The sequence below is a fragment of the Stenotrophomonas sp. 610A2 genome (assembly GCF_030549615.1).
GTDB lineage: Bacteria > Pseudomonadota > Gammaproteobacteria > Xanthomonadales > Xanthomonadaceae > Stenotrophomonas > Stenotrophomonas pigmentata.
In genome coordinates this window covers 518036-539177 of record NZ_CP130832.1, presented here as the reverse complement: position 1 = coordinate 539177, position 21142 = coordinate 518036, and the positions used below count along the sequence as shown (strand labels likewise).

Below are 21142 nucleotides of genomic sequence, written 5' to 3'. Positions count from 1 at the left end.
GTTGCAGTTCCTGCCGCAGCCGGAACGACCATCAGCTTCGCGGCTTACGCCGCTCCTACAAAAAAGGCCGGCTAATGCCGGCCTTTTCGTTGCTCGATCACAACCAGGGCAACAGCCAGTGGTCGACCAGCAGGAAGGCGAACAGCGCCATCAGATACACAATGGAATAGCCGAACATCTTCATGTTGAACATCTCGTCCGGCGGGTTCTGCATCTTCCATGCGTACCAGAGGAACACGATGTTCAATACCGTTGCGCCACCCAGGTAGAACATGCCGCTCATGTCGATGGCCACTGGCAACAGCGTCACCACCGCCAGCACCACCGAGTACGCCAGGATCTGCTTGCGGGTATGTGGCACGCCGTGGGTTACCGGCAGCATCGGGATCTCGGCCTTGGCGTAATCGACGCGGCGGAAGATCGCCAGCGCCCAGAAGTGCGGCGGAGTCCAAATGAAGATGATCAGCACCAGCAACGAGGCGTAGGCCCAATCCGAGCTGCCCTGCATGCCGGTGATCGCCGCCCAGCCCAGCAGCGGCGGCGTCGCGCCAGCCAAACCACCAATCACGATGTTCTGCGAGGTCGCGCGCTTCAGGTAGACGGTGTAGATCACCGCATAGCCAATCAGCGAAGCGAAGGTCAGCACCGCGGTGATCACGTTCACCCACAGCACCAGGATGGTCATCGACAGCGCGGTCAGCGCGCCGGCAAACACCAGCACCTGCCGCGGCGAGACCTTGCCGACCACCAGCGGGCGCCACGAGGTACGCGCCATCTGCGCGTCTATGCGCGCGTCCAGCAGCTGGTTGATTGCCGCCGCGGCCGAGGCCGAGAGCCAGATGCCAAGGAAACCGAGCAGCCCCGTCACTACCTGCGCGGTGGTCGGCAGGCCCGGAATGGCCAGGCACATGCCGACCAGGGCGGTGAACACAATCAGTGCCACCACCTTCGGCTTGGTCAGGTCCCAATAATCACGCCATGTTGTACGCATCATTCACTCCGGGGCGCGCAGCCGCGCCAGCAGCGTGACCAATACAAACAACAGGGCAACCGCACCGCCGCTGTGCATCACTGCAACGGCCAGCGGCAATGCCAGCTTGACGTTGAGCACGCCCAGCGTGACCTGCAGCAACAACAGCACGATCACGGCGCTTGCCCAACCGCGCATGCCCGGCAGGCGGAACATGCGCACCGACAGCACCAGCAGATACAGCGCCACCAGCACCGCGAACATCCGGTGCGCCATCTGGATGGCGATACGCGAGGCGCCATCGAGCACGCCGCCTTCGTAATCCACGCCGATGCCACGCCACAGGGTGAAGCCTTCGCTGTAATTCTGCTGCGGCCACCATTGGCTGACACAGCGCGGGAAGTTGTCCAGCGAGGCACTACCGCCACCGCAGGCCAGTGCCGCGTAGTTGGCACTGACCCAACCGCCGAGCGCGATCTGCAGCACGACCAGGGCAACCGCACCGCGCAGCCACCAGCGCAGGCGAGGCTCCTCGGCCAGGGTAATCGGCAGATGCGTCGCCTTCCACGCCATCCACACCAGCATGCCGAACATCAGCATGCCGCCGAGCAGGTGGCCCATCACCACGATGGGCTTGAGCAGCCAGGTGACCGTCCACATGCCCAGCAGGGCCTGGAACACCACAACCGCCAAGGTCAGCACGGCAGCACGCGCCAGATCGATGTTGGACCAGCGCAGCGCCGCCAGCAGCAGGATCGCTTCACCACCGATGGCGAGCACGCTGGAAGCCACGTGTTCGCCGCGCATGTACAAGGGAATGGCCAAGGCCACCAGCGCCGAGGCGGTGATGATCTGGGCGATGCCGCGCTTGCGCCGGCGTGCCGCCAGCAATGCCAGGGTCAGCACTTCAACGCCGAGCAGGCCAGCCAGGAAACGGTGCACCTGCTCACGCCAGGCCTTGTGGGTCTCCAGCGGACGGATCTCGCTGGCAACGTGCTGGGCGGCTTCCATCTGCGTCTGCGGCCAGGTCACTCGGCCATAGCAGGTGGGCCAATCCGGGCAGCTCAGGCCGGCATCGGACAGGCGCACGAACGAGCCGAACATGATCGTGCTCGCCGTCATGATCAGTGCGAACCACGCCAGTCGGTGGAAATTGCGGTACAGCGCCGGACGCGCGGAGGCATTCATCGAACGGAACTCACATCAGTTTCAACAGCTTGGATAGATCAGCCCGCAGTCCACCCGGTTCAAAACCCGGCGCATAGCGGAATACCACAAAGCCATTGGGATCAATCACATACACCGGGGTGCCGGCCGGGTCATCAACCCCCGGCAGCTTGCCCCGGAACGCAGGCTGGGGCTGCAGCACCTTCAGTGCCGGCGTCGCAGCCACCTGCGCAGGCGGCGTACCCAGCCACAATATCTCGACATTATCCGCGTTATGCCCGAACAACTGCCACACCTTGTCCAATTGCTGCGACAAAGTGACGCAGGCCGGTGCGCAGTCAGCCGGCGGTGCCAGCAGGATGCGCCAGTGGCGCTCGCTCGGGTTCCAGTCATAGGCCTGGCCGCTGGCCAGGTGCAGTTGCTCGCTGCGCAGGTCCAATGCCGGCTGCAGCAATTCACCGTGGTGGCGGTTGATCTGCGGCGTCCAACCGGAGAAGCGCAGGATGCCAGCCAGCGCCATCGAACCGAAGAACATGGCGAAGATCAGCAGCAAGACCCGGCGACCGCGGTTGCGGGTGGCGAGCTGGTCGGGGGTGAGTGCGTTCATGGCTGGGGTCTTTTCGAGCTGGCGATGGGGAGTGGCTGGGTGCGAAAGCTGGAGCTGGAGCAGGAGCAAAGGCTGAAAACACCCCTCCCCGGCCCTCCCCTTCACCTTCGGTGAAAGGGAGGGGGAAATTCAACGGCAAAAGCTGGAGCGACCGCGCTGCAATCTGCCCCCTCCCTTGCGCGCAGCGCAGGGGAGGGTTGGGGAGGGGTGCTTTGGCTTTGGCTTTGGCTTTGGCTTTGGCTTTGGCTTTGGCTTTGGCTTTGGCTTTGGCTTTGGCTTTGGCCTAGAACCAGCTCCAACCTACCCCCCATTCCCAGCTCCCGACTTCCGCCGCTTCTTGAACTGCAACACCAACGCAATCAACAACACAGCCAAAGCCATCGCGAACCACTGCACCGCATACCCAAGATGCCGCGAAGGCGGCAAGGTATTGGGCAGCAGGTCCAGGTCACGCGCATAGCCCAGCGGCAAGGCCGGGTCCAGTCGCAACACCTTTGGCGCCAACTCAGCGCCGCCCAACCCGAGCTGCGCGGCAATCGCCGGCAGGTCGATCCGTGTCGCCAACCAGGTCTGCGGTTGCCTGGCCGCAGTCAATGCCGGGCCCAAGGCAATGCCGGTTGCCGGCGCGGGTGCCCACAGGCCCTGCAGCGCCTGTGTGCCCTGTTCCGCGCGGATCAGCGGCAAGCTGCGGTCGGCGGGCAACGGCAGCCAGCCGAGGTCGACCAGCACCACCACACCGGTGGCAGCGCGCGCAGGCTGGTAGACCTTGATGCCTGCGCGGCCTTCGCGCAGCTGGTTGTCCAGCAGTACGCTGCCGGGCAGGAACTGCAGCTGGTCGTCCACCCAATGCAGGGAGTCCGGCGTGGATGCGGCCTGGGAAAGCGACACGGCGGCCGCGCGGGTCGGCGGCAACTGCGCAAGCAGGGCCTCTTTCTGATGCATGCGCTGCAGCTGCCAGGTACCCAGCGCGCAGAACAACGCGGCCACCAGCACCGCCATCGCCCAGCCGAAGATGGCCGTGTGCTGTCGCGTCATGACAAGCTGCCGCCAAGCGGGTGATATAGCACTGCCCTTCCACCCTTCGAGCCACGCATGAATGATTCGTTGAAGACCTTGCTGGTAATCGCGTTCTTGATCGTCATCGTCTGGAATCTTGGTGCCGGCCTCTATTACCTGATGATCGATCGCGGCCAGACCAAACGGACGGTCAATGCGTTGACACGGCGTATCGCGCTGTCAGTGGTGCTGATCCTGCTGGTTGCGCTGAGCATCTACATGGGCTGGATCAAGCCGCATGGTGTTGGCGGTTGATGGAGCAGGGATTAGGAATGTGGGGATTGGGGATTAGCAAAGCAGCGCCGCGCGATCTTCCAATCCCCAATCCCGAATCACCAATCCCCGCCTTCAAAGCACATACACAAACAGGAACAGCATCAGCCACACCACGTCGACGAAGTGCCAGTACCACGCGGCCGCTTCAAAGCCGAAGTGGTTGTCGCGGGTGAAGTGGCCCTTGGCCGCACGGAACCACATCACGATCAGCATGATGGTGCCCAGCAGCACGTGCGCACCGTGGAAGCCGGTCAGCATGAAGAAGGTGGAACCGTAGATGCCCGAACCCAGCGTCAGGTTCAATTCCTTGTAGGCGTGGATGTACTCCTCGGCCTGGAAGAACAGGAACACGCAGCCCAGCAGCACTGTTGCCCCCAGCCAGATCAGCAACTGCTTGCGGTTGCCGGCCTTCAGTGCGTGGTGGGCAATGGTCAGGGTCACGCCTGAGGTCAGCAGGATCAAGGTATTGAGCAGCGGCAGGCCCCAGGCCGGAATGGTCTGGAAGGCGCCACCGATATCGGCCGGGCCATTGGTCGGCCACGCCGCCGAGTAGCCATCCCACAGGTATTCGTTGGTGAGTACGCCATGGCCTTCACCGCCGAGCCAGGGCAGGCCCATGTTGCGGGTATAGAACAGCGCGCCGAAGAAGGCAGCGAAGAACATCACCTCCGAGAAGATGAACCAGATCATCCCCATCCGGAACGAGCCATCCACCTGCCGGTTGTAGTTGCCCCCCTCCGATTCGCGGATGACATCGCCGAACCACAGGAACAGGGTGAACACCATCATCGCCACGCCGATGAAGAAGGCCGCGCGGCCCCAGCTGGCGTCGTTGAGCCAACTGGCTACCCCGACCATCATCACCAGCATCGCGATCGATCCTACAAACGGCCATTTGCTGCTGCTTGGCACGAAGTAGACGTTGGGATCAGGGGTGTTATGGGCCATGGCGTTGCTTCCGGGTCCGTGATCAGGGAGCTGCATGCGCAGCGGCTGCGGCAGTTGCCGGGGCCAGCTGTTCGGTCAGCGCATCATTCTTGTAGAAGGTGTAGGACAAGGTGATCGTGTTGACGTCGGCCGGCAGGTCCGGGTCGACGATGAAACGTACCGGCATGTCGCGCTTCTCACCGGCCTGCAGGGTCTGGGCGGTGAAGCAGAAACATTCGGTCTTGTTGAAGTAGCCCGAGGCACGGGCCGGTGCCACCGACGGCACCGCGCTGCCAACCAACGCGCGGTCGCTGTCGTTGCGGGCGTAATACAGGGCTTCGTTCAACTCACCCGGCACCACGTCCATCGTCAGCTTTTCCGGATGGAAGGCCCACGGCAGCTTGGAATTGACGCCGCCATCGAACTCCACCCGCACGGTGCGCTTGCCGGTGGTCGCATGTGCATTGGCTTCGTGCGTGGTCGCGCCACGCTCCAGGCGCACGCCGAATACTTTTTCGCAGGCGATGCGGTACAGCGGCACCAGCGAGAAGGTCAGCACGAACACCGCGAACGCCACGCCAATCAGCCGGCCAAGGCCGGCATTGGGCTTGGGTGCGGGCGCCGGCGCGGTCAACTCGCCAGCACCCCGGACAGGATGAAGCCGACGTAGACCGCCACCGCGATCAGGCCGACCACCAGCGCGGTGCGCCGCGAACGGCGCCTGCGCAGGGCCAACTCTTCAGCCTGGAAATGGTCGTTGCTGCTCATTGCCGGCCTCCTCAATGGGTCACGTCGTCATGCGCCAGGTCGCCCGGCTTGATCACAGGCGGCACGGTGAAGGTGTGCGCGGGCGCAGGTGACGGAATGGTCCACTCCAGGCCCTTGGCGCTTTCCCAGGCACGCGCTTCGGCACGCTTGCCGTTGCGCAGCGAGGACAGCAGGATCGCCGCCATCATGAACGGCGTGGCGAACATGCCGAATGCACCGATCGAGCTGATCAGGTTCCAGTCGGCGAACACCGGGTTGTAATCCGGGATGCGTCGCGGCATGCCGGCCAGGCCGAGGAAATGCTGCGGGAAGAACAGCAGGTTGACGAACACCATCGTCCACCAGAAATGGAACTTGCCCCAGAACTCGTTGTACATGCGACCGGTCCACTTCGGCCACCAGTAGTAGACCGCGGCAATCAGCGCCAACACCGCGCCGGTCACCAGCACGTAGTGGAAGTGCGCCACCACGAAATAGGTGTCGTGGTACTGGTAGTCGGCCGGCACGATGGCCAGCATCAGGCCGGAGAAACCGCCGATGGTGAACAGGATGACGAAGGCGATGGAGAACAGCATCGGCGTTTCAAACGTCAGCGAGCCCTCCCACATCGTGCTGACCCAGTTGAACACCTTCACACCGGTCGGGATCGAGATCAGCATCGTGGCGAACATGAAGTAGATCTCGCCACCCAACGGCATGCCCACCGTGAACATGTGGTGGGCCCACACGATGAACGACAGGAAGGCGATGGCGGCAGTCGCATAGACCATCGCCTGGTAACCGAACAGCGGCTTGCGGCTGAAGGTCGGCAGGATCTCGCTGACCACGCCGAACGCCGGCAGGATCATGATGTAGACCTCGGGGTGCCCGAAGAACCAGAAGATGTGCTGGAACATCACCGGGTCACCGCCACCGGCGGCATTGAAGAAGCTGGTACCGAAGAACTTGTCGGTCAACAGCATGGTCACCGCGCCAGCCAGCACCGGCATCACCGCGATCAGCAGAAAGGCGGTGATCAGCCAGGTCCAGCAGAAGATCGGCATCTTCAGCAGGTCGATACCCGGTGCGCGCATGTTGAGCACGGTGGCGATGATGTTGATAGCGCCCATGATCGAGCTGACACCGGCCACGTGGATGGCGAACACGCTGAAGGCGACGTTGTAGCCACCCTGCAGCGACAGCGGCGGATACAGCGTCCAGCCACCGGCCGGCGCGCCACCGGGCAGGAACAAGGTCACCAGCAGCATGCCGAAGGCCACCGGCAGCAACCAGAACGACCAGTTGTTCATGCGCGGCAGCGCCATGTCCGGCGCGCCGATCTGCAGCGGGATCATCCAGTTGGCGAGGCCGACGAAGGCCGGCATCACGCCACCGAAGATCATCACCAGTGCATGCACTGTGGTCATCTGGTTGAAGAACTCGGGCTTGACGAACTGCAGGCCGGGTTGCGCCAGCTCCAAGCGGATCACCACGCTCATCGCCGCACCGATGATGAACATCGTGAAGCTGAAAAGCAGGTACAGCGTGCCGATGTCCTTGTGGTTGGTGGAGAAGAACCAGCGCTCGAAGAAGCCCTGTTGGTGGCCGTGGTGATCGGAGTGGTCCACTGCGGTATTCGCCATTGCAACTACACCTCGTTATGCGTTTTCAGGCATCGCGCCGGTGGCACCGGCACGCAGTGGTATCAGGCAGCGGCCGCCGCGGGTGCGGCGGGGGTTGCTTCCGGTTGCGTTGCTTCAGGCGCCGCGGCGGGTGCCGGTTCGGCGACAGGCGCGGGCGCGGCTTCTGCAGGCGCGGCAGGCGCCGGCTTGCGCGAGGCCAGCCAGGCCTTGAACTCGTCCTTGGACACGGCCTTGACCACGATCGGCATGAAGCCATGGTCCTTGCCGCACAGTTCCGCGCATTGGCCGCGGTACACGCCTTCGGTTTCGATGTTGGTCCAGCGCTCGTTGATGAAGCCAGGCACGGCGTCCTGTTTCCAACCAAGTGCTGGCACCCACCACGCATGGATCACGTCGTCGGAGGTGATGACGAAACGCACCTTGGTATCCACCGGCAGCACCAGTGGGTTGTCCACGTCGAGCAGGTAATGCGGATCGCTGGCCATGGTCGGCACGCTGCCGCTCTGCCGCACTTCGTCGGACTTGCGGTCCAGGCGGCTGGTGAAGACCACGTCCTCACCGAGGTATTCGTACTTCCACATCCACTGATAGCCGGTGATCTTCACCGTCATCTCGGAATCGCGGGTGTCGTACATGGCGATCAGCTTGGCCGTGGCCGGCCAGGCCATCACCACCAGGATGACGATGGGAATGACGGTCCAGATGATCTCCGCCTTGGTGTTGTGGCTGAACTGCTTGGCCACCGCACCCTTGGACCTGCGGAACTTGAACATGGCGTAGGCCATTGCCCCGAACACCAGCACGCCGATGACGGTACACACCCACAACGCCACCATGTGCGCGTCCCACGCCATACGCGAGGTATGGGTGACGCCCTTGCCCATGTTGAGTTGCCATTCCTTGGGATCGGCCGATTGCGCCCATGCTGCCTGCGCCGACAGCATCATCGCTGCCGCTGCCAAACCGTGTTTCAACTTCGCGCCCCACACGCTGCTTTGCTTCATTGCCTAGACCCTTGACGTCATCGGTTGCTGCCATTGCTGGCTGCGAGCAAGCCTTCAAGTGTCACCGCAAGTTCCCGACGTTCCACGGGCGCGAGGAAACTCCCCACTTCCACCCACTTGCCGCTGGAAACCAGCAGGACCCGTTCCTTCCCGGTCACCACCCGCACCCAGTAAGGGTGTGCGTGGAATACCGGCGAAACTCCGGCCGCGGGAATCACTTCCACGCAGTCCGGTCCTACCCGGATCTCTTCCCGGCGATTGCTGCTGCGCCAACATGCGCGAAGTGCAGCCGCCACCAGAAAGCCATGCAACAACGCGAAGACAGGGGCCAGGCGGTTGCCGGACAGCCAAGCCAGGCCGGCCGCGAACACCATCAATCCTGCCAACGCTGCAAACAACTGGACGAACTGCCGAGCACTGAGTGCCCGTGGGGGGTGCAGTAGCAGCTGCGTCCCTGAGCCATCGGAATCTTGCCGAAGCACCTGGATCATCACAGCCGCGTCCATTCCGCGGAAATCGAGTTCGATGGTAGCCCTGCCCACGCACGCCCGGCAAGCTTCCATTCATCAACGTCGAGAATGCTGCAGTGCACATCAAAACTGTGTCCATACCGTCCAAGCACGTCGATTTATTTGCCGGAATCGGCACAATTTAACTTCAACCGTTAATTATTGCGAAAGCGCCCGTAGGCCAGTGCTTTCACGCTGCAAACAGATGCCCCCAGGGGACTAGGAAATCCGCCACCGAAGATTAAAATGGCCGAATCCAACTGTGGCCGAGCGCATGAACGCAACACCTTCTCCTGATGTCGCATCCCCAACGTCGCCGGCCCCGCCGCTGCTGACGCCTGAGCTGCCGCCGGCGCCGCCCGCGCTGCGCCAGGCCATCACCGATGCATGGCTCAAGGACGAAACCAGCCACGTCCTCGAACTGCTGGAGCAGGCGCGCCTGCCGGCCGCCGAACAGGCACAGGTACAGGCCACCGCCGCCGACCTGGTGCGCCGCGTGCGCGCCCGTTCCAAGAACCAGGGCGCGATCGAAGCCTTCATGCGCCAGTACGACCTCGGCAGCGAGGAAGGCGTGCTGCTGATGTGCGTGGCCGAAGCCCTGCTGCGCATTCCGGACCAGGAAACCGCCGACAAGCTGATCCGCGACAAGCTGGGCGAAGCCGACTGGAAGCGCCACATGGGCCAGTCCGACTCGGTGCTGGTCAATGCCTCCACCTGGGGCCTGATGCTGACCGGTCATCTGGTTGACCTGGCCGATGCCACCAAGCGCGACGTGCATGGCGCCTTCAAGCGCTTGATCGGCCGCGTTGGCGAGCCGGTGATCCGCCTGGCCGTGCGTCAGGCGATGAAGATCATGGGCCACCAGTTCGTCATGGGCCGCACCATCGACGAAGCGCTGTCGCGTTCGCACAAGGGCGACAACAGCAACTACCGCTACTCCTTCGACATGCTCGGCGAAGGCGCGCTGACCATGAAGGACGCGCTGCGCTACCTGGAAGACTACCGTCGCGCCATCCACGCGATCGGCAGCGACAACATCGCCCGCGGCGGCAAGGCCGATGGTGACGTGACCAAATCGCACGGCATCTCGATCAAGCTGTCGGCACTGTACCCGCGCTACGAACATGCCAAGCGCGAGCGCGTGCTCAAGGACCTGGTGCCGGGCGTGCTGGAACTGGCACAGCTGGCCAAGTCCTATGGCATCGGCTGCACCGTCGACGCCGAGGAAAGCGACCGCCTGGAACTGTCACTGGACATCATCGAGCAGGTGGTCAGCCATCCGTCGCTGAAGGGCTGGGCGGGCTTCGGCATCGTCGTGCAGTCCTACCAGAAGCGCACGCCGTACACGATCGACTACCTCGCCGACCTGGCCCGCCGCATCGGCCACAAGCTGCAGGTGCGCCTGGTCAAGGGCGCGTACTGGGATGCGGAAATCAAGCGCGCGCAGATCGAAGGCCTGCCCGGCTACCCGGTGTTCACCCGCAAGCAGAACACCGACGTTTCCTACATCGCCTGCGCCAAGCGCCTGTTCGGCCATGCCGATGCGATCTACCCGATGTTCGCCACCCACAACGCGGCCACCATCGCCACGATCAAGCAGATCGCCAAGGGCGGCGTGTACGAGCACCAGAAGCTGCACGGCATGGGCGATGACCTGTACGCCGAAGTGATTCCGGCTGACCGCTTGAACGTGCCCTGCCGCGTATACGCGCCGGTCGGCTCGCACGAAGACCTGCTGCCCTACCTGGTACGTCGCCTGCTGGAAAACGGCGCCAACTCCAGCTTCGTCAACCGCATCACCGATGAAGACGTGTCCATCGACGACCTGATCCGCGATCCGGTCGAAGCCGTGTCTTCGTTCGCTTCCATCTCTCCATCCAACATCGCGCACCCCAAGATCCCGCTGCCGGTTGATTTGCTGCGCAGCCAGAACCACGACAGGACCAACTCCATGGGCATCAACCTCGCCAACGACAACGAACTGCGCGCCCTGGCCGAGCAACTCAACGCCGCCATCAAGCCTTGGCAGGCGACGCCGCTGGTGCAGGGCGTGGCCCCGGGCACGCCGTCGCAGCCGGTGGTCAACCCGGCCGACAACCGCCAGGTAGTCGGTCACTGGCAGGCTGCCGATGCCGCCACCGTGCAGAAGGCGCTGGCCAATGCCGTTGCCGCACAGCCGGCCTGGAACCGCACCCCGGCCGCCAGCCGCGCCGCCATCCTCGAGCACGCCGCCGACCAGCTTGAAGCGCGCATCGCCGAGTTCATGGCACTGTGCGTGAAGGAAGCCGGCAAGAGCCTGCCCGACGGCGTCGCCGAAGTGCGCGAGGCGGTCGACTTCCTGCGTTACTACGCCAAGCAGGCACGCGAGCAGTTCGGCACCGCCGAGAAGCTGCCGAGCCCGACCGGCGAAAGCAACGAGCTGCAGCTGCACGGCCGTGGCGTCTTCGTCTGCATCAGCCCGTGGAACTTCCCGCTGGCGATCTTCCTCGGCCAGGTGGCCGCCGCCCTGGCCGCCGGCAACAGCGTCATCGCCAAGCCGGCCGAGCAGACCAACCTGATCGGCTACTACGCAGTGAAGCTGCTGCTCGACGCAGGCGTGCCGGAAGGCGTGCTGCAGTTCCTGCCGGGCGATGGCGCCACCGTCGGCGCCGCGCTGACCGCCGACCCGCGCGTGGCAGGCGTGGCCTTCACCGGCTCCACCGAGACCGCCCGCGCCATCAACCGCGCGATGGCCGCACGCGATGCCGCCATCGGCGTGCTGATCGCCGAGACCGGTGGCCAGAACGCCTTCATCGCCGACTCCTCGGCGCTGCCGGAACAGCTGGTCAAGGACGCCATCGGTTCGGCCTTCACCTCCGCCGGCCAGCGTTGCTCGGCAGCGCGCGTGCTGTTCGTGCAGGACGACATCGCCGACAAGGTGATGGGCATGCTGTCCGGCGCGATGGCCGAACTGAAGGTTGCCGACCCGGGCGAACTGTCCACCGACGTCGGCCCGGTCATCGACGCCGATGCACTGCAGATCCTCAAGGACCACGCCGTGCGCATGGACGCCGAGGCACGCCTGATCGCCGCCGCACCGCTGTCCGAAGCCGCCGCGCATGGCACCTTCTTCGCCCCGCGTGCGTATGAGCTGAAGGACCTGAACCAGCTGCACAAGGAAATCTTCGGGCCGGTGCTGCATGTGATCCGCTGGAAGGCTGATCAGCTGGATGCGGTGATCAACCAGATCAACGCCACCGGTTACGGCCTGACCCTGGGTGTGCATTCGCGCATCGACGAAACCGTTGATCGCATCGCTTCGCGCGTCAACGTCGGCAACGTCTACGTCAACCGCAACCAGATCGGCGCCGTGGTCGGCGTGCAGCCGTTCGGCGGCCAGGGCCTGTCCGGCACCGGCCCCAAGGCCGGCGGCCCGCACTACCTGCTGCGCTTCGCCACCGAGAAGACGGTAACGGTGAACACCACCGCCGCCGGCGGCAATGCCTCGCTGCTGACCCTGGGCGACTGATTCCAGCAGTGACGTGATTGAGGAAAGCCCCGCGCAAGCGGGGTTTTTCTTTGCCCTGCGAAAAGCCTACCCCTCCCCAACCCTCCCCTTCGCTGCGCGAAAGGGAGGGAGCGTAGTGCCGAGCCATGCTCGGCAGAGGCTTTCCCGGTAGTGCGACAGCCGTGTGGTTCCTGTGGGAGCGGCGTAAGCCGCGAAACAGATGGTCTGTCAGATTGCAGATATGCCGTTAGTTTCGATGACGCCAGCTTCGCGGCTGACGCCGCTCCCACAAATAAAGCAGCCCAAACAAAAAGCCCCGCTTGCGCGGGGCTTTCTGCATGCATCAATTACAGGTTCACTTAGAACTTGTAGTTGATCGAAGCAGCGAGGATGTCGCCGCCCACGTCGTACTTGCCCTTGAGCACGTTGCCAGTGGCCGAGGTGAAGTTGATGCTCGGCTCATTGGTGAACAGGTGGGTGTAACCGAAGTTGAACTCGGTCTTCTCCGACGGGGTCCAGCCGAGGCCGACCGACAGCCACTTGCGGGTCACGTCCGGCACGCGCACGTCACGGTGCTCGATGCTGGTCGGCGACTCGTCATAGGCCACACCGCCACGCAGGGTGATGGTGTCGGACAGCTTGTACTCGGTACCGAGCGAGGCAAAGGTGGTGTCGTTGTAGTGGAAGCCCAGGGTGTAGTCCGGCTGGTTCGATGCGAAGTCGACGGTGACTTCATCGAACGCGGTCTTCCATGCGGTGCGCGACACGTCGCCCATCACGGTCCAACGATCGTTGACGCGGTGGGTGACGCTCATCGACAGCGAGGCCGGCAGGGTCACCGTGGCCTTGCCCGAGGTGTCCACGAACAGGCCGCTGCCCGGCTGGCCGAGGGCAACCGAGACGTTCTGCGGAACGGTGAAGTTGGCCTTGCCGCCGGTGATCTTGTGCTCGACCTTGGAGCGGTAGCTGAAGGCGATGTTGGTGTCTTCGGTCGGGCTCAAGGTGGTGCCGAGCACGTAACCGACGGCATTGTTGTCGCCTTCGATGGTGACGAAGCCATCAGCGCTGCCCGGCGAGAAACCACCGAGAGCAGCCTGCTGACCAGCAGCGGCAGCGGCGGCAGCGATCTGCGCCGGGGTGCGGCCAGCGGCAGCGGCAGCTGCGGCGGCACGCTGCTGGGCGGCACCGTTGACGACAGCGCCCATGTCCAGGGCGTTGGACAGTTCGATGGTCAGGTGCTCAACGAACACCGAGGCGCCGAACGACACATACGGGTTGACGTCGTAAGAGAACGCCGCGCCCAGGTCGATGGCCTTCAGGTCGGTGGTCACGCCGCTGTAGCGGCCCACCCAGTTCTTGTCGTAGTCGGTCTTGAAGCCGAACGGTGCAGTCAGCGACAGGCCGAAATGCATGTTGTCGTTCTCACCGAACGGCAGGTGGAAATACGCAGCCGGGACCGGCGCGATCATGCCGGCGTCGCCGCCGTTGCCACCGGTGATCTCGGTGCCGGTACCCGGGCCGCCCGGGCCGGAGTTACGGCCAGAGGCCTTGGTGAAATCCGCGGAGAAGCTGATGGCGCTCAGGTCAGCCTGGAACTGGCGACCGTCGAGCAGGCGCATCGAGGCCGGGTTGGTGGCGACGACCGAAGCGTCGCCCCATGCGCTGGTGGAACCAGCAAAAGCACGGCCGAGGCCCTTGGCACTGTTTTCCTTCAGCTGGAAGGCAGCAGCATCGGCGTGGCTGAAAGCCAGGGCGCCGGCAATACCGACAGCAAGGGCAGTTACGCGAGCGATAGCAGAAGCGGTCATATTGGAAGTTCTCTCCGTAAACGGTAATGGTCGTTTTTGCGCCTGCACTCCCAAGTAGCCAGCTACTTGACAGTGCGCCGGAGTCCCCTCCCGACATACGACGCCGTATGCAGTATCACCCACGCTGGTTAACTAAACAATAACGACGAAAGACATATTCCCAGCCCTTCACGGGCGGTCCCGGGTTAGGCTTCCGGACTCATGTTCGTCTCCATTCCTTCCAGAAATAAGTCAGGCCTGCGCTGGGCAGTGCCCTTGCTGTGCCTGACCTTGCTGGCCGCCTTCCTCTGGTCGATCTCACGCCCGGATGAGGCGCGACGCTCGCTGTGGCTGGACTGGGGCGCACTGGCCACGGGCCTGGGCAGCGGCCGCGACTGGTGGGCGGCGCTGAGCGATGGCAGCGTATTAAGGTTGTTCACCGCGCTGTTCCTGCATGCCGACTGGTCGCACCTGCTGGGCAACCTGGTGTTCCTGCTGATCTTCGGCCTGCCGGCCGAGCGGGTGCTGGGGCCGTGGCGTTTGTTGTTGCTGTTCCTGTTCGGCGGCGCCATCGCCAACCTGGCGGCGCTGTATGTGATCGGTTCGCCCGAACGCACCATCATCGGTGCCAGTGGCGCGGTGTCGGCCTTGATGGGCACGTATCTGACCTTGTTCCCGCGCGCCAAGCTGGGCGTGGTGCTGCCCTTGGGCCTGTTCCTGGAGTTCGTGCGTGCGCCGGCCTTCCTGCTGATCGGCGTGTGGGCGGCCCTGCAGGTGGTGTTCGCCTATATCGGCCCCAGCTTCGGCATGGTGGCCTGGTCGGCGCATGTGGCCGGCTTTCTGTTTGGCGTGGCGTACGGGCTGTATGTGCGTGCCGCGATCGCCCGGCGTCTGCGCAAGCGCAAGGGGTTTTAGGGTTTTTGTAGGAGCGGCGTCAGCCGCGAAACCCGCGATCCATCAGATCGCGGGTGGGCGGGTGTTGAGGTAGAGCCGAACCATGTTCGGCTGAGGCCTTACCGGTGAAGCCTCTGCCGAGCATGGCTCGGCAATACCGCTGGGAAAGCCTCTGCCGAGCATGGCTCGGCACTACAGAGGCTTTTCTTCCGCTGCAGGCTTTTCTTTGGTTTCTGGCTTCCCGGCTTCCGCCGGTGCAGCTGGCTTCGCTTCTGCAGCAGGCTTCGCCTTTGCCGCCGCTGCAGCCTGCGCCGCCGCCACCGAGCCCGGATGCTTGAGTTCCTGCAGCGCCGACTGGATCGGGGCGTCGCCCGGCAGCACCACGCCGGCCTTGCTGCCTACCGCTTCGTCATCGCCACGCAGGTGACCCGGCAGCTTGGCTTCGCTGTAGTCGCTCAGGCTGGCCGGCAGGTCGTTCGGGGTGTTGGCCGGATCCGGCGTCAGCTCCACGTCCGGCACGATGCCGGTGGCCTGGATCGAGCGGCCGCTGGGCGTGTAGTAACGGGCGGTGGTCAGCTTGACCGAGTCGCCATTGTCCAGCGGCAGCACGGTCTGCACCGAGCCCTTGCCGAAGCTGCGACTGCCGACCACGCGGGCGCGGCCGTTGTCACGCAGTGCGCCGGCCAGCACTTCCGAGGCGCTGGCCGAGCCGGCGTCGGCCAATACCACCAGCGGCGCGCCCTTGAGCAGGTCGCCCGGGGTGGCGTCGAACCTGGCGTCGCTGATCGAGATGCGGCCACGCGTGCTGACGATGCCGCCCTTCTCCAGCAGATCATCGGCCACCTGCACGGCGGCAGTGAGCAGGCCGCCCGGATTGCTGCGCAGGTCCAGCACCAGGCCCTTCAACTTGCCGCCGGCCTGCGCCTGCAGCTGGTTCAACTGCTTCTGGAAATCAGCGCCGGTATCGGCCTGGAAGGTGCTGATGCGGATATAGCCATAACCCGGCTCCAGCATCTTGCTGCGCACGCTGGTGACGCGGATGGTCTCGCGCATCACGGTGACATCGAACGGCTTCTGATCGCCACGGGCGATGGTCAGCACCACAGCGCTGCCAGCCTTGCCACGCAGAGGTTCGCTGGCGTCGATGGCATTGATCGGAGTGCCGTCGATGGCGACGATCAGGTCGCCAGCCTGCAGCCCGGCCCGTGCGGCCGGGGTGTCGTCGATCGGCGATACCACCTTCAAGGTGTTGTCCTGCTGCAGCACCTCCACGCCGATGCCTTCGTAGGCACCGCTGGTCTGCTCGTCAAAGGCTTCGGCGTCTTCCTTGTCGAAGTAGGTGCTGTGCGGGTCCAGCTCCAGCAGCAGGCCGCGCACGGCCGACTGCATCAGCTTCTTGTCATCCACCGGATCCACGTAGGCCGCGCGCACGGCGTTGTAGACGCCGACGAAACGACGGATCTCATCCAGCGGCACGCGTGAGGTGACCGATTCCTTGGCATCGGGATCGTCCGCCTTGGACACCTTGTCCGGGGCGCTCTGGGCCAATGCAACAGCCGGTGACAGGGCCAACAGCAGGGCAGCAGCAAGACGGGCTACACGCATGAACCACTCCATGAGAAAACGGGTGCGCAGCAAACACGCAGGCCCCGATTATGCGCGAAGCCCGGCTAAATTCTTGTTGAACCAGCGCAGGCTGCTGCGCCGGCACTCAGCGGGGGTTACTGCCGCTGCAGCCAGGTCGCAGGATCCACCGGCTGGCCGTTGCGGCGCAGTTCAAAATACAGCGCGGTCACGCCCTGGCCACCGGAGTTGCCGACCTTGGCTACCGCGTCGCCGCGCTTGATGGTGGCTCCGGCATCCTTCAGCAAGGTGTCGTTGTGTGCGTACAGGCTCATGTAGCCGTTGCCGTGGTCGACGATCAGGATCATGCCGTAGCCGGTCATCCAGTCGGAGAACACCACCGTGCCATCGGCCACGGCGGTCACCGTACTGCCAGCCGGCGCGCCAATCAGCACACCCGCGCTGTTGCGGCCGTCGGGTAGACGCCCGCCATAACGGGCCAACAGGTTGCCTGACAGCGGCCAACCCAGGCCACCAACCCGCGGCGCCGGCGCGTTGGCGACCACCCGCGGCGGCACCTTGCCCGGCGCAGCCCGGGCCGGGCTGCGCGTGGTGCCGCTGTTGGCGGCTGCGGCCTGCCGCGCCTGCTCGGCGGCACGACGGGCGGCTGCTCGGCGCTCGGCCTCGGCACGGGCAGCGGCGGCACGCAGGCTGGCCAATACCTGCTCCAGCGCGCGTGCATCCTTGCCCAGCGCCTGCTCGCGCTCACTGCGATCCTGATAGCGGCTGTCCAGTTCGCTCAGCACGCTGGCGCGCTGGCGACGGTCCTGGGCCAGGGCAACAGCCTGCTGACGCTGCTGTTCGCGGGCCTGCTCCAGCTCCTTGCTGCGCGCGACGATCTGCTGCTCGGTGGTGGTCAGCGCCTGCAGGTCGGTGGTCAGGCTGGTGATCGCACGCGCCCGCTCGCGCTGCAGATAGCGGTGATAGGCCAGCTCGCGATTGGCGTCGGCGACGGTGTCCTGCGACAGCAGCAGCTTCAATGGTGCGTGGTTGCCGAGCTGGTAAGCGCCGCGCAGCAAGGTTGCCAGTTGCTGGCGCTGCTGGGCCAGGCCACTTTCCAGCGTGGCCCGTTGTTGCTGCAGTGCGTTCAGCGATTGCTGTTCGCGCTGCACGGCGGCTTCGGCCTCGGCCACCGCTCGGCCGCTGCGGGCGACCTTCTGGTCGGCTTCACGCAGGCGCTGGTTGGCTTCGCCACGTTGCCCTTCCAGCTGGCGCCGCTCCTGCGACACGCTCTTGAGTTCGCCGCGCAGCTGCTGCAGCTTCTTCTCGGTATCACGCGAATTGTTCTGCGCCAGCAGCGGCCCGGCCAGCAAGGCCAGGACCAGCAGGCAACTGCCACGCCACTGCGGCAAGGCCGCAAGCCGATGGGGACGGGGCTGGTGACTGGGCTGGCGCAAAGAGGTTCCAGTGACTTCAGGCAGATGCGGATTGTACCCAAGCGTGTTGCCATGCCACCCAGTCCATCGGCATTTCCACAGTGGAGATCTCATGAAACGTCTATTTCTGCTCCTGCTGCTGAGCGCCAATGCCCCGCTGGCACTGGCCAGCGACGACATCAGCAAGGTCAACGGCAGCATCCAGACCCAGAGCAACACCACCTACGGCGACCTGGACACGGTCAACGGCAGCATCCAGCTGGCCAGCAATGTGCAGGCGCGCGGCGTTGAAACCGTCAATGGCGGCGTGCGCACCGAAGACAACGTGCAGGCGCGCAACATCGAAACCGTCAATGGTGCGATCCGCGCGGGCCGCAACCTGGTCATCAGCCGTGGCCTGGTCACCGTCAACGGTGGCATCTACGTGGACCGCGGCGGCCGCATCGGCGGCGGTGTTGAAACCGTCAACGGCAGCATCGGCCTGGTCGCCACCCAGGTGGAAGGCGACATCGAAACCGTCAACGGCGACATCACCGTTGGCATCGATTCAGTTGTCAAAGGTGGCATCAAGGTCAATCGCCCCTCGTTCGGCATCTCGCTGACGGCACCGCGCAAGCCGCGGATCGTGATCGGCCCGAACGCGGTGGTTGAAGGCCAGCTGGTGTTCGAGCGCGAAGTCGTGCTGCTGGTGCACGACTCGGCAAAGATCGGTCCTGTGACCGGTGCCACGCCGCAGCGTTTCGACAGCGAAACCGCGCCTCGCTGAACGCGCATTGCAGGCCATTCCTGCCTAGAATCCGGGTTCGACCTTGCAATCCGGAGTTCTCATGCAACGCAAACTGTTGTTGTGCCTGGCCGCGACCGCGGCCCTGGCCGCCTGCAAGCAGGAGGCACCGGTACCGGCGGCCTCCGCGCCCGCCCCTGCACCGCCGCCGGCCCATACCTTTGCTGGTGGCATCAATGCCGCCGACTTCGGCGAGCTGGTGAAGACCCTGGCCTCGGATGAATTCGAAGGCCGCGCCCCGGGCAGCAATGGCGAAGAACTGACGGTCAACTACATCCGCGACCAGATGCAGCGCATCGGCCTGCAGCAGGGCAACGGCGACAGCTGGTTCCAGGAAGTGCCGATGACCGAAACCACGGCAGATCCAGGCACCGTGCTGAAGATCGAGCAGGGCGGTACCAACCGTGACCTGGCGTTCGGCACCGACATGGTGATCGGCACCCGCAGCGGCCAGCCGGAAATCAAGATCGACAAAAGCGATCTGGTCTTCGTTGGTTACGGCGTGGATGCACCCGAGCAGAACTGGAACGACTACACCGGCCAGGACTGGAAGGGCAAGACGGTGGTGATGTTCGTCAACGACCCGGGCTTCCACACCGACGACGCCAAGTTGTTCGATGGCAAGCGCATGACCTATTACGGGCGCTGGACCTACAAGTTCGAGGAAGCCGCGCGCAAGGGCGCCGCCGCCGCACTGATCGTGCACGACAGCGCTGGTGCCTCGTATGGCTGGGACGTGGTGAAGAACTCCTGGGGCGGTGCGCAGTACGACCTGCCTGCAGCGGAAGACAGCCAGCCGCGCCTGCAGGCACAGGGCTGGCTCAGCGCCGAGGCCGCACGCAAGCTGTTCGCAGATGCGGGGCTGGACCTGGACAAGGCCTACAAGGACGCCAGCAAGCGTGGCTTCAAGCCGGCACCGTTGAACGCGCAGCTGTCGCTGGACCTGAAGAGCACCATCGCGCAGAAGAAGTCACGCAACGTGGTCGGTGTACTGCCGGGCAGCAAGCGTGCCGACGAAGCCGTGCTGTACATGGCGCACTGGGACCATCTGGGCAAGCACGAGGGCGAGGAAGGCGACAACATCTACAACGGTGCGGTCGACAACGCGACCGGCGTGGCCGGCATTCTTGAAGTAGCCGACGCGCTTGCCCATCAGCAGACCCCGCCGGAACGCTCGGTGGTGTTCCTGGCGGTGACGCTGGAGGAATCGGGCCTGCTCGGTTCGCAGTACTACGTGAACCACCCGACCTTCCCGCTGGACAAGATTGCCGGCGTGATCAACATCGATGCGATGTCGGTCAATGGTCGTGCACGTGACCTCACCGTGACGGGCTTTGGCAGCTCCGAGCTGGAAGACCTGCTCAAGCCGCTGGCCGCCAAGCAGGGCCGTACCCTGCACGCGGAAAGCTCGGTGCAGAGCGGCTTCTACTTCCGCTCCGATCATTTCAACTTCGCCAAGGCCGGCGTGCCGGCGCTGTATGCCGATGGCGGCGAAGACCTGATCGACGGCGGCGTCGAGGCTGGCAAGCGTGCGGCCGAAGCCTATGGCAAGGACCGTTACCACGGCCCGAAGGACGAGTACGATCCGGCCACCTGGAAGCTCGACGGCGTCGTCGAGGACCTGGAACTGTTGTACGGCGTTGGCCAGCAGCTGGCCGGCGGCGACGCCTGGCCGAACTGGTACGAAGGCAACCCGTTCAAGGCCAACCGCGACGCGATGATGAAGAACAAGGACAGCAACACGGCCAAGTAAGCCGCTGCTGATCGAGAGAACGGCGCCTTTGGGCGCCGTTCTTGTTTGTGTTGATACCTGTAAGGCGCTACGCACCAATCAGCAGCAGACACGTTGATGCAGAGCCGCTAACGTCAGCACTACCCCGCCAACCCGCAGGTCGCTCGAAATGCTGCACCACGTTTCCTTCCCGGTACGCGACCTTGTCCTGGGCGGCGCGTTCTACGATGCCGCGCTGGGCGCGCTGGGCTTCCGCCGCGTTTTCGAGGACGACACCGCCATCGGCTATGGGCTGGTCGACGATGAGGATCTGTTCTGCCTGAAGCTGCGCGATGATGCCAGCGCAGCCAGTGCAGGCTTTCATCTGGCCTTCGCCGCGCCGGATCGTCCTGCGGTTGATCGCTTCCATGCGAGCGCGCTGGCCATCGGTGGCAGCGACAACGGTGCGCCGGGCCTGCGCCCGGACTATGGGCCGCTGTACTACGCAGCGTTTCTGATCGACCCGGACGGGCACCGCATCGAAGCCGTCATCAACCGCTGAGTGGCGTAGCCC

General features: G+C 64.5%; 19 protein-coding genes. 6 read left to right on the top strand and 13 right to left on the bottom strand.

Annotation, left to right across the window (positions count from 1 at the left end):
- Positions 1-97 precede the first annotated feature (97 nt).
- The 4 genes from cyoE to Q5Z11_RS02335 all read right to left on the bottom strand — a co-directional run bounded on the left by cyoE (position 98) and on the right by Q5Z11_RS02335 (position 3779).
- Positions 98-991 carry a heme o synthase gene (gene cyoE, locus Q5Z11_RS02350; protein ID WP_296253347.1) on the bottom strand — a complete coding sequence of 298 codons (894 nt, stop codon included), beginning with the start codon at positions 989-991 and terminating at the stop codon, positions 98-100.
- Between the two features lie 3 nt (positions 992-994).
- Positions 995-2158 carry a COX15/CtaA family protein gene (locus Q5Z11_RS02345; RefSeq protein ID WP_303748541.1) on the bottom strand — a complete coding sequence of 388 codons (1164 nt, stop codon included), beginning with the start codon at positions 2156-2158 and terminating at the stop codon, positions 995-997.
- Positions 2159-2168: 10 nt separating this feature from the next.
- Positions 2169-2744 carry a hypothetical protein gene (locus Q5Z11_RS02340; protein WP_303748540.1) on the bottom strand — a complete coding sequence of 192 codons (576 nt, stop codon included), beginning with the start codon at positions 2742-2744 and terminating at the stop codon, positions 2169-2171.
- Between the two features lie 300 nt (positions 2745-3044).
- Entirely contained in the window at positions 3045-3779 is a 735-nt protein-coding gene (locus Q5Z11_RS02335) for an SURF1 family protein (RefSeq protein WP_303748539.1), read from the bottom strand.
- A gap of 57 nt (positions 3780-3836) precedes the next feature.
- On the opposite strand from Q5Z11_RS02335, the gene Q5Z11_RS02330 reads away from it, so the two are divergent.
- Positions 3837-4055: a twin transmembrane helix small protein gene (locus Q5Z11_RS02330; protein WP_282268147.1), complete on the top strand. Its 219-nt coding sequence runs from the start codon at positions 3837-3839 to the stop codon at positions 4053-4055.
- 93 nt (positions 4056-4148) lie between these two features.
- Here the strand turns inward: Q5Z11_RS02330 and Q5Z11_RS02325 are convergent, their stop codons facing one another.
- The 6 genes from Q5Z11_RS02325 to Q5Z11_RS02300 form a co-directional block, all read right to left on the bottom strand.
- Positions 4149-5024, bottom strand: a complete 876-nt coding sequence (locus Q5Z11_RS02325) for a cytochrome c oxidase subunit 3 (RefSeq protein ID WP_282268145.1) — start codon at positions 5022-5024, stop codon at positions 4149-4151.
- Positions 5025-5046: 22 nt separating this feature from the next.
- Positions 5047-5637, bottom strand: a complete 591-nt coding sequence (locus Q5Z11_RS02320) for a cytochrome c oxidase assembly protein (RefSeq protein WP_303748538.1) — start codon at positions 5635-5637, stop codon at positions 5047-5049.
- Complete coding sequence (locus Q5Z11_RS02315) at positions 5634-5771, bottom strand: hypothetical protein (protein WP_282268142.1); 138 nt, start codon at positions 5769-5771, stop codon at positions 5634-5636. Before Q5Z11_RS02315 ends, Q5Z11_RS02320 begins: the two co-directional genes overlap by 4 nt.
- A gap of 11 nt (positions 5772-5782) precedes the next feature.
- On the bottom strand, positions 5783-7393 hold the full coding sequence (gene ctaD / locus Q5Z11_RS02310; protein ID WP_282268140.1) for a cytochrome c oxidase subunit I: 1611 nt from the start codon (positions 7391-7393) through the stop codon (positions 5783-5785).
- Between the two features lie 62 nt (positions 7394-7455).
- A complete protein-coding gene (gene coxB / locus Q5Z11_RS02305) occupies positions 7456-8397 on the bottom strand; it encodes a cytochrome c oxidase subunit II (RefSeq protein WP_303748537.1) in 942 nt (313 codons plus the stop codon).
- A gap of 17 nt (positions 8398-8414) precedes the next feature.
- Positions 8415-8888, bottom strand: coding sequence for a DUF2244 domain-containing protein (locus Q5Z11_RS02300; RefSeq protein ID WP_282268136.1), 474 nt, complete (start codon positions 8886-8888; stop codon positions 8415-8417).
- Positions 8889-9180: 292 nt separating this feature from the next.
- Between Q5Z11_RS02300 and putA the strand changes: the two genes are divergently transcribed.
- Positions 9181-12414 (top strand): bifunctional proline dehydrogenase/L-glutamate gamma-semialdehyde dehydrogenase PutA, encoded by a 3234-nt coding sequence (gene putA / locus Q5Z11_RS02295; protein WP_303748536.1) that lies wholly within the window; start codon positions 9181-9183, stop codon positions 12412-12414.
- Positions 12415-12752: 338 nt separating this feature from the next.
- Here putA and Q5Z11_RS02290 read toward each other — a convergent pair whose 3' ends face one another.
- Entirely contained in the window at positions 12753-14201 is a 1449-nt protein-coding gene (locus Q5Z11_RS02290; RefSeq protein WP_303748535.1) for an outer membrane protein transport protein, read from the bottom strand.
- A gap of 201 nt (positions 14202-14402) precedes the next feature.
- On the opposite strand from Q5Z11_RS02290, the gene Q5Z11_RS02285 reads away from it, so the two are divergent.
- Positions 14403-15095 (top strand): rhomboid family intramembrane serine protease, encoded by a 693-nt coding sequence (locus tag Q5Z11_RS02285; protein ID WP_303748534.1) that lies wholly within the window; start codon positions 14403-14405, stop codon positions 15093-15095.
- 171 nt (positions 15096-15266) lie between these two features.
- Here the strand turns inward: Q5Z11_RS02285 and Q5Z11_RS02280 are convergent, their stop codons facing one another.
- Positions 15267-16679 (bottom strand): S41 family peptidase, encoded by a 1413-nt coding sequence (locus Q5Z11_RS02280; RefSeq protein ID WP_303748533.1) that lies wholly within the window; start codon positions 16677-16679, stop codon positions 15267-15269.
- A 116-nt stretch (positions 16680-16795) separates the two neighbouring features.
- Positions 16796-18094, bottom strand: a complete 1299-nt coding sequence (locus Q5Z11_RS02275; RefSeq protein WP_405051646.1) for a murein hydrolase activator EnvC family protein — start codon at positions 18092-18094, stop codon at positions 16796-16798.
- Positions 18095-18185: 91 nt separating this feature from the next.
- On the opposite strand from Q5Z11_RS02275, the gene Q5Z11_RS02270 reads away from it, so the two are divergent.
- From Q5Z11_RS02270 to Q5Z11_RS02260, 3 genes are all read left to right on the top strand, one after another.
- Entirely contained in the window at positions 18186-18839 is a 654-nt protein-coding gene (locus Q5Z11_RS02270) for a DUF4097 family beta strand repeat-containing protein (RefSeq protein WP_303748531.1), read from the top strand.
- Positions 18840-18900: 61 nt separating this feature from the next.
- On the top strand, positions 18901-20610 hold the full coding sequence (locus tag Q5Z11_RS02265) for a M28 family metallopeptidase (RefSeq protein WP_303748530.1): 1710 nt from the start codon (positions 18901-18903) through the stop codon (positions 20608-20610).
- A gap of 148 nt (positions 20611-20758) precedes the next feature.
- The gene (locus tag Q5Z11_RS02260) at positions 20759-21130 is read left to right on the top strand and encodes a VOC family protein (protein WP_303748529.1); all 372 of its coding nucleotides are present in this window, start codon (positions 20759-20761) and stop codon (positions 21128-21130) included.
- Positions 21131-21142 lie beyond the last annotated feature (12 nt).

Coding starts and splice junctions, on each gene's coding strand:
- cyoE (WP_296253347.1), bottom strand. CDS start 991: ATGCGTACAACATGGCGTGATTATTGGGACCTGACCAAGCCGAAGGTG.
- Q5Z11_RS02345 (WP_303748541.1), bottom strand. CDS start 2,158: ATGAATGCCTCCGCGCGTCCGGCGCTGTACCGCAATTTCCACCGACTG.
- Q5Z11_RS02340 (WP_303748540.1), bottom strand. CDS start 2,744: ATGAACGCACTCACCCCCGACCAGCTCGCCACCCGCAACCGCGGTCGC.
- Q5Z11_RS02335 (WP_303748539.1), bottom strand. CDS start 3,779: ATGACGCGACAGCACACGGCCATCTTCGGCTGGGCGATGGCGGTGCTG.
- Q5Z11_RS02330 (WP_282268147.1), top strand. CDS start 3,837: ATGAATGATTCGTTGAAGACCTTGCTGGTAATCGCGTTCTTGATCGTC.
- Q5Z11_RS02325 (WP_282268145.1), bottom strand. CDS start 5,024: ATGGCCCATAACACCCCTGATCCCAACGTCTACTTCGTGCCAAGCAGC.
- Q5Z11_RS02315 (WP_282268142.1), bottom strand. CDS start 5,771: ATGAGCAGCAACGACCATTTCCAGGCTGAAGAGTTGGCCCTGCGCAGG.
- ctaD (WP_282268140.1), bottom strand. CDS start 7,393: ATGGCGAATACCGCAGTGGACCACTCCGATCACCACGGCCACCAACAG.
- coxB (WP_303748537.1), bottom strand. CDS start 8,397: ATGAAGCAAAGCAGCGTGTGGGGCGCGAAGTTGAAACACGGTTTGGCA.
- Q5Z11_RS02300 (WP_282268136.1), bottom strand. CDS start 8,888: ATGATCCAGGTGCTTCGGCAAGATTCCGATGGCTCAGGGACGCAGCTG.
- putA (WP_303748536.1), top strand. CDS start 9,181: ATGAACGCAACACCTTCTCCTGATGTCGCATCCCCAACGTCGCCGGCC.
- Q5Z11_RS02290 (WP_303748535.1), bottom strand. CDS start 14,201: ATGACCGCTTCTGCTATCGCTCGCGTAACTGCCCTTGCTGTCGGTATT.
- Q5Z11_RS02285 (WP_303748534.1), top strand. CDS start 14,403: ATGTTCGTCTCCATTCCTTCCAGAAATAAGTCAGGCCTGCGCTGGGCA.
- Q5Z11_RS02280 (WP_303748533.1), bottom strand. CDS start 16,679: ATGCGTGTAGCCCGTCTTGCTGCTGCCCTGCTGTTGGCCCTGTCACCG.
- Q5Z11_RS02270 (WP_303748531.1), top strand. CDS start 18,186: ATGAAACGTCTATTTCTGCTCCTGCTGCTGAGCGCCAATGCCCCGCTG.
- Q5Z11_RS02265 (WP_303748530.1), top strand. CDS start 18,901: ATGCAACGCAAACTGTTGTTGTGCCTGGCCGCGACCGCGGCCCTGGCC.
- Q5Z11_RS02260 (WP_303748529.1), top strand. CDS start 20,759: ATGCTGCACCACGTTTCCTTCCCGGTACGCGACCTTGTCCTGGGCGGC.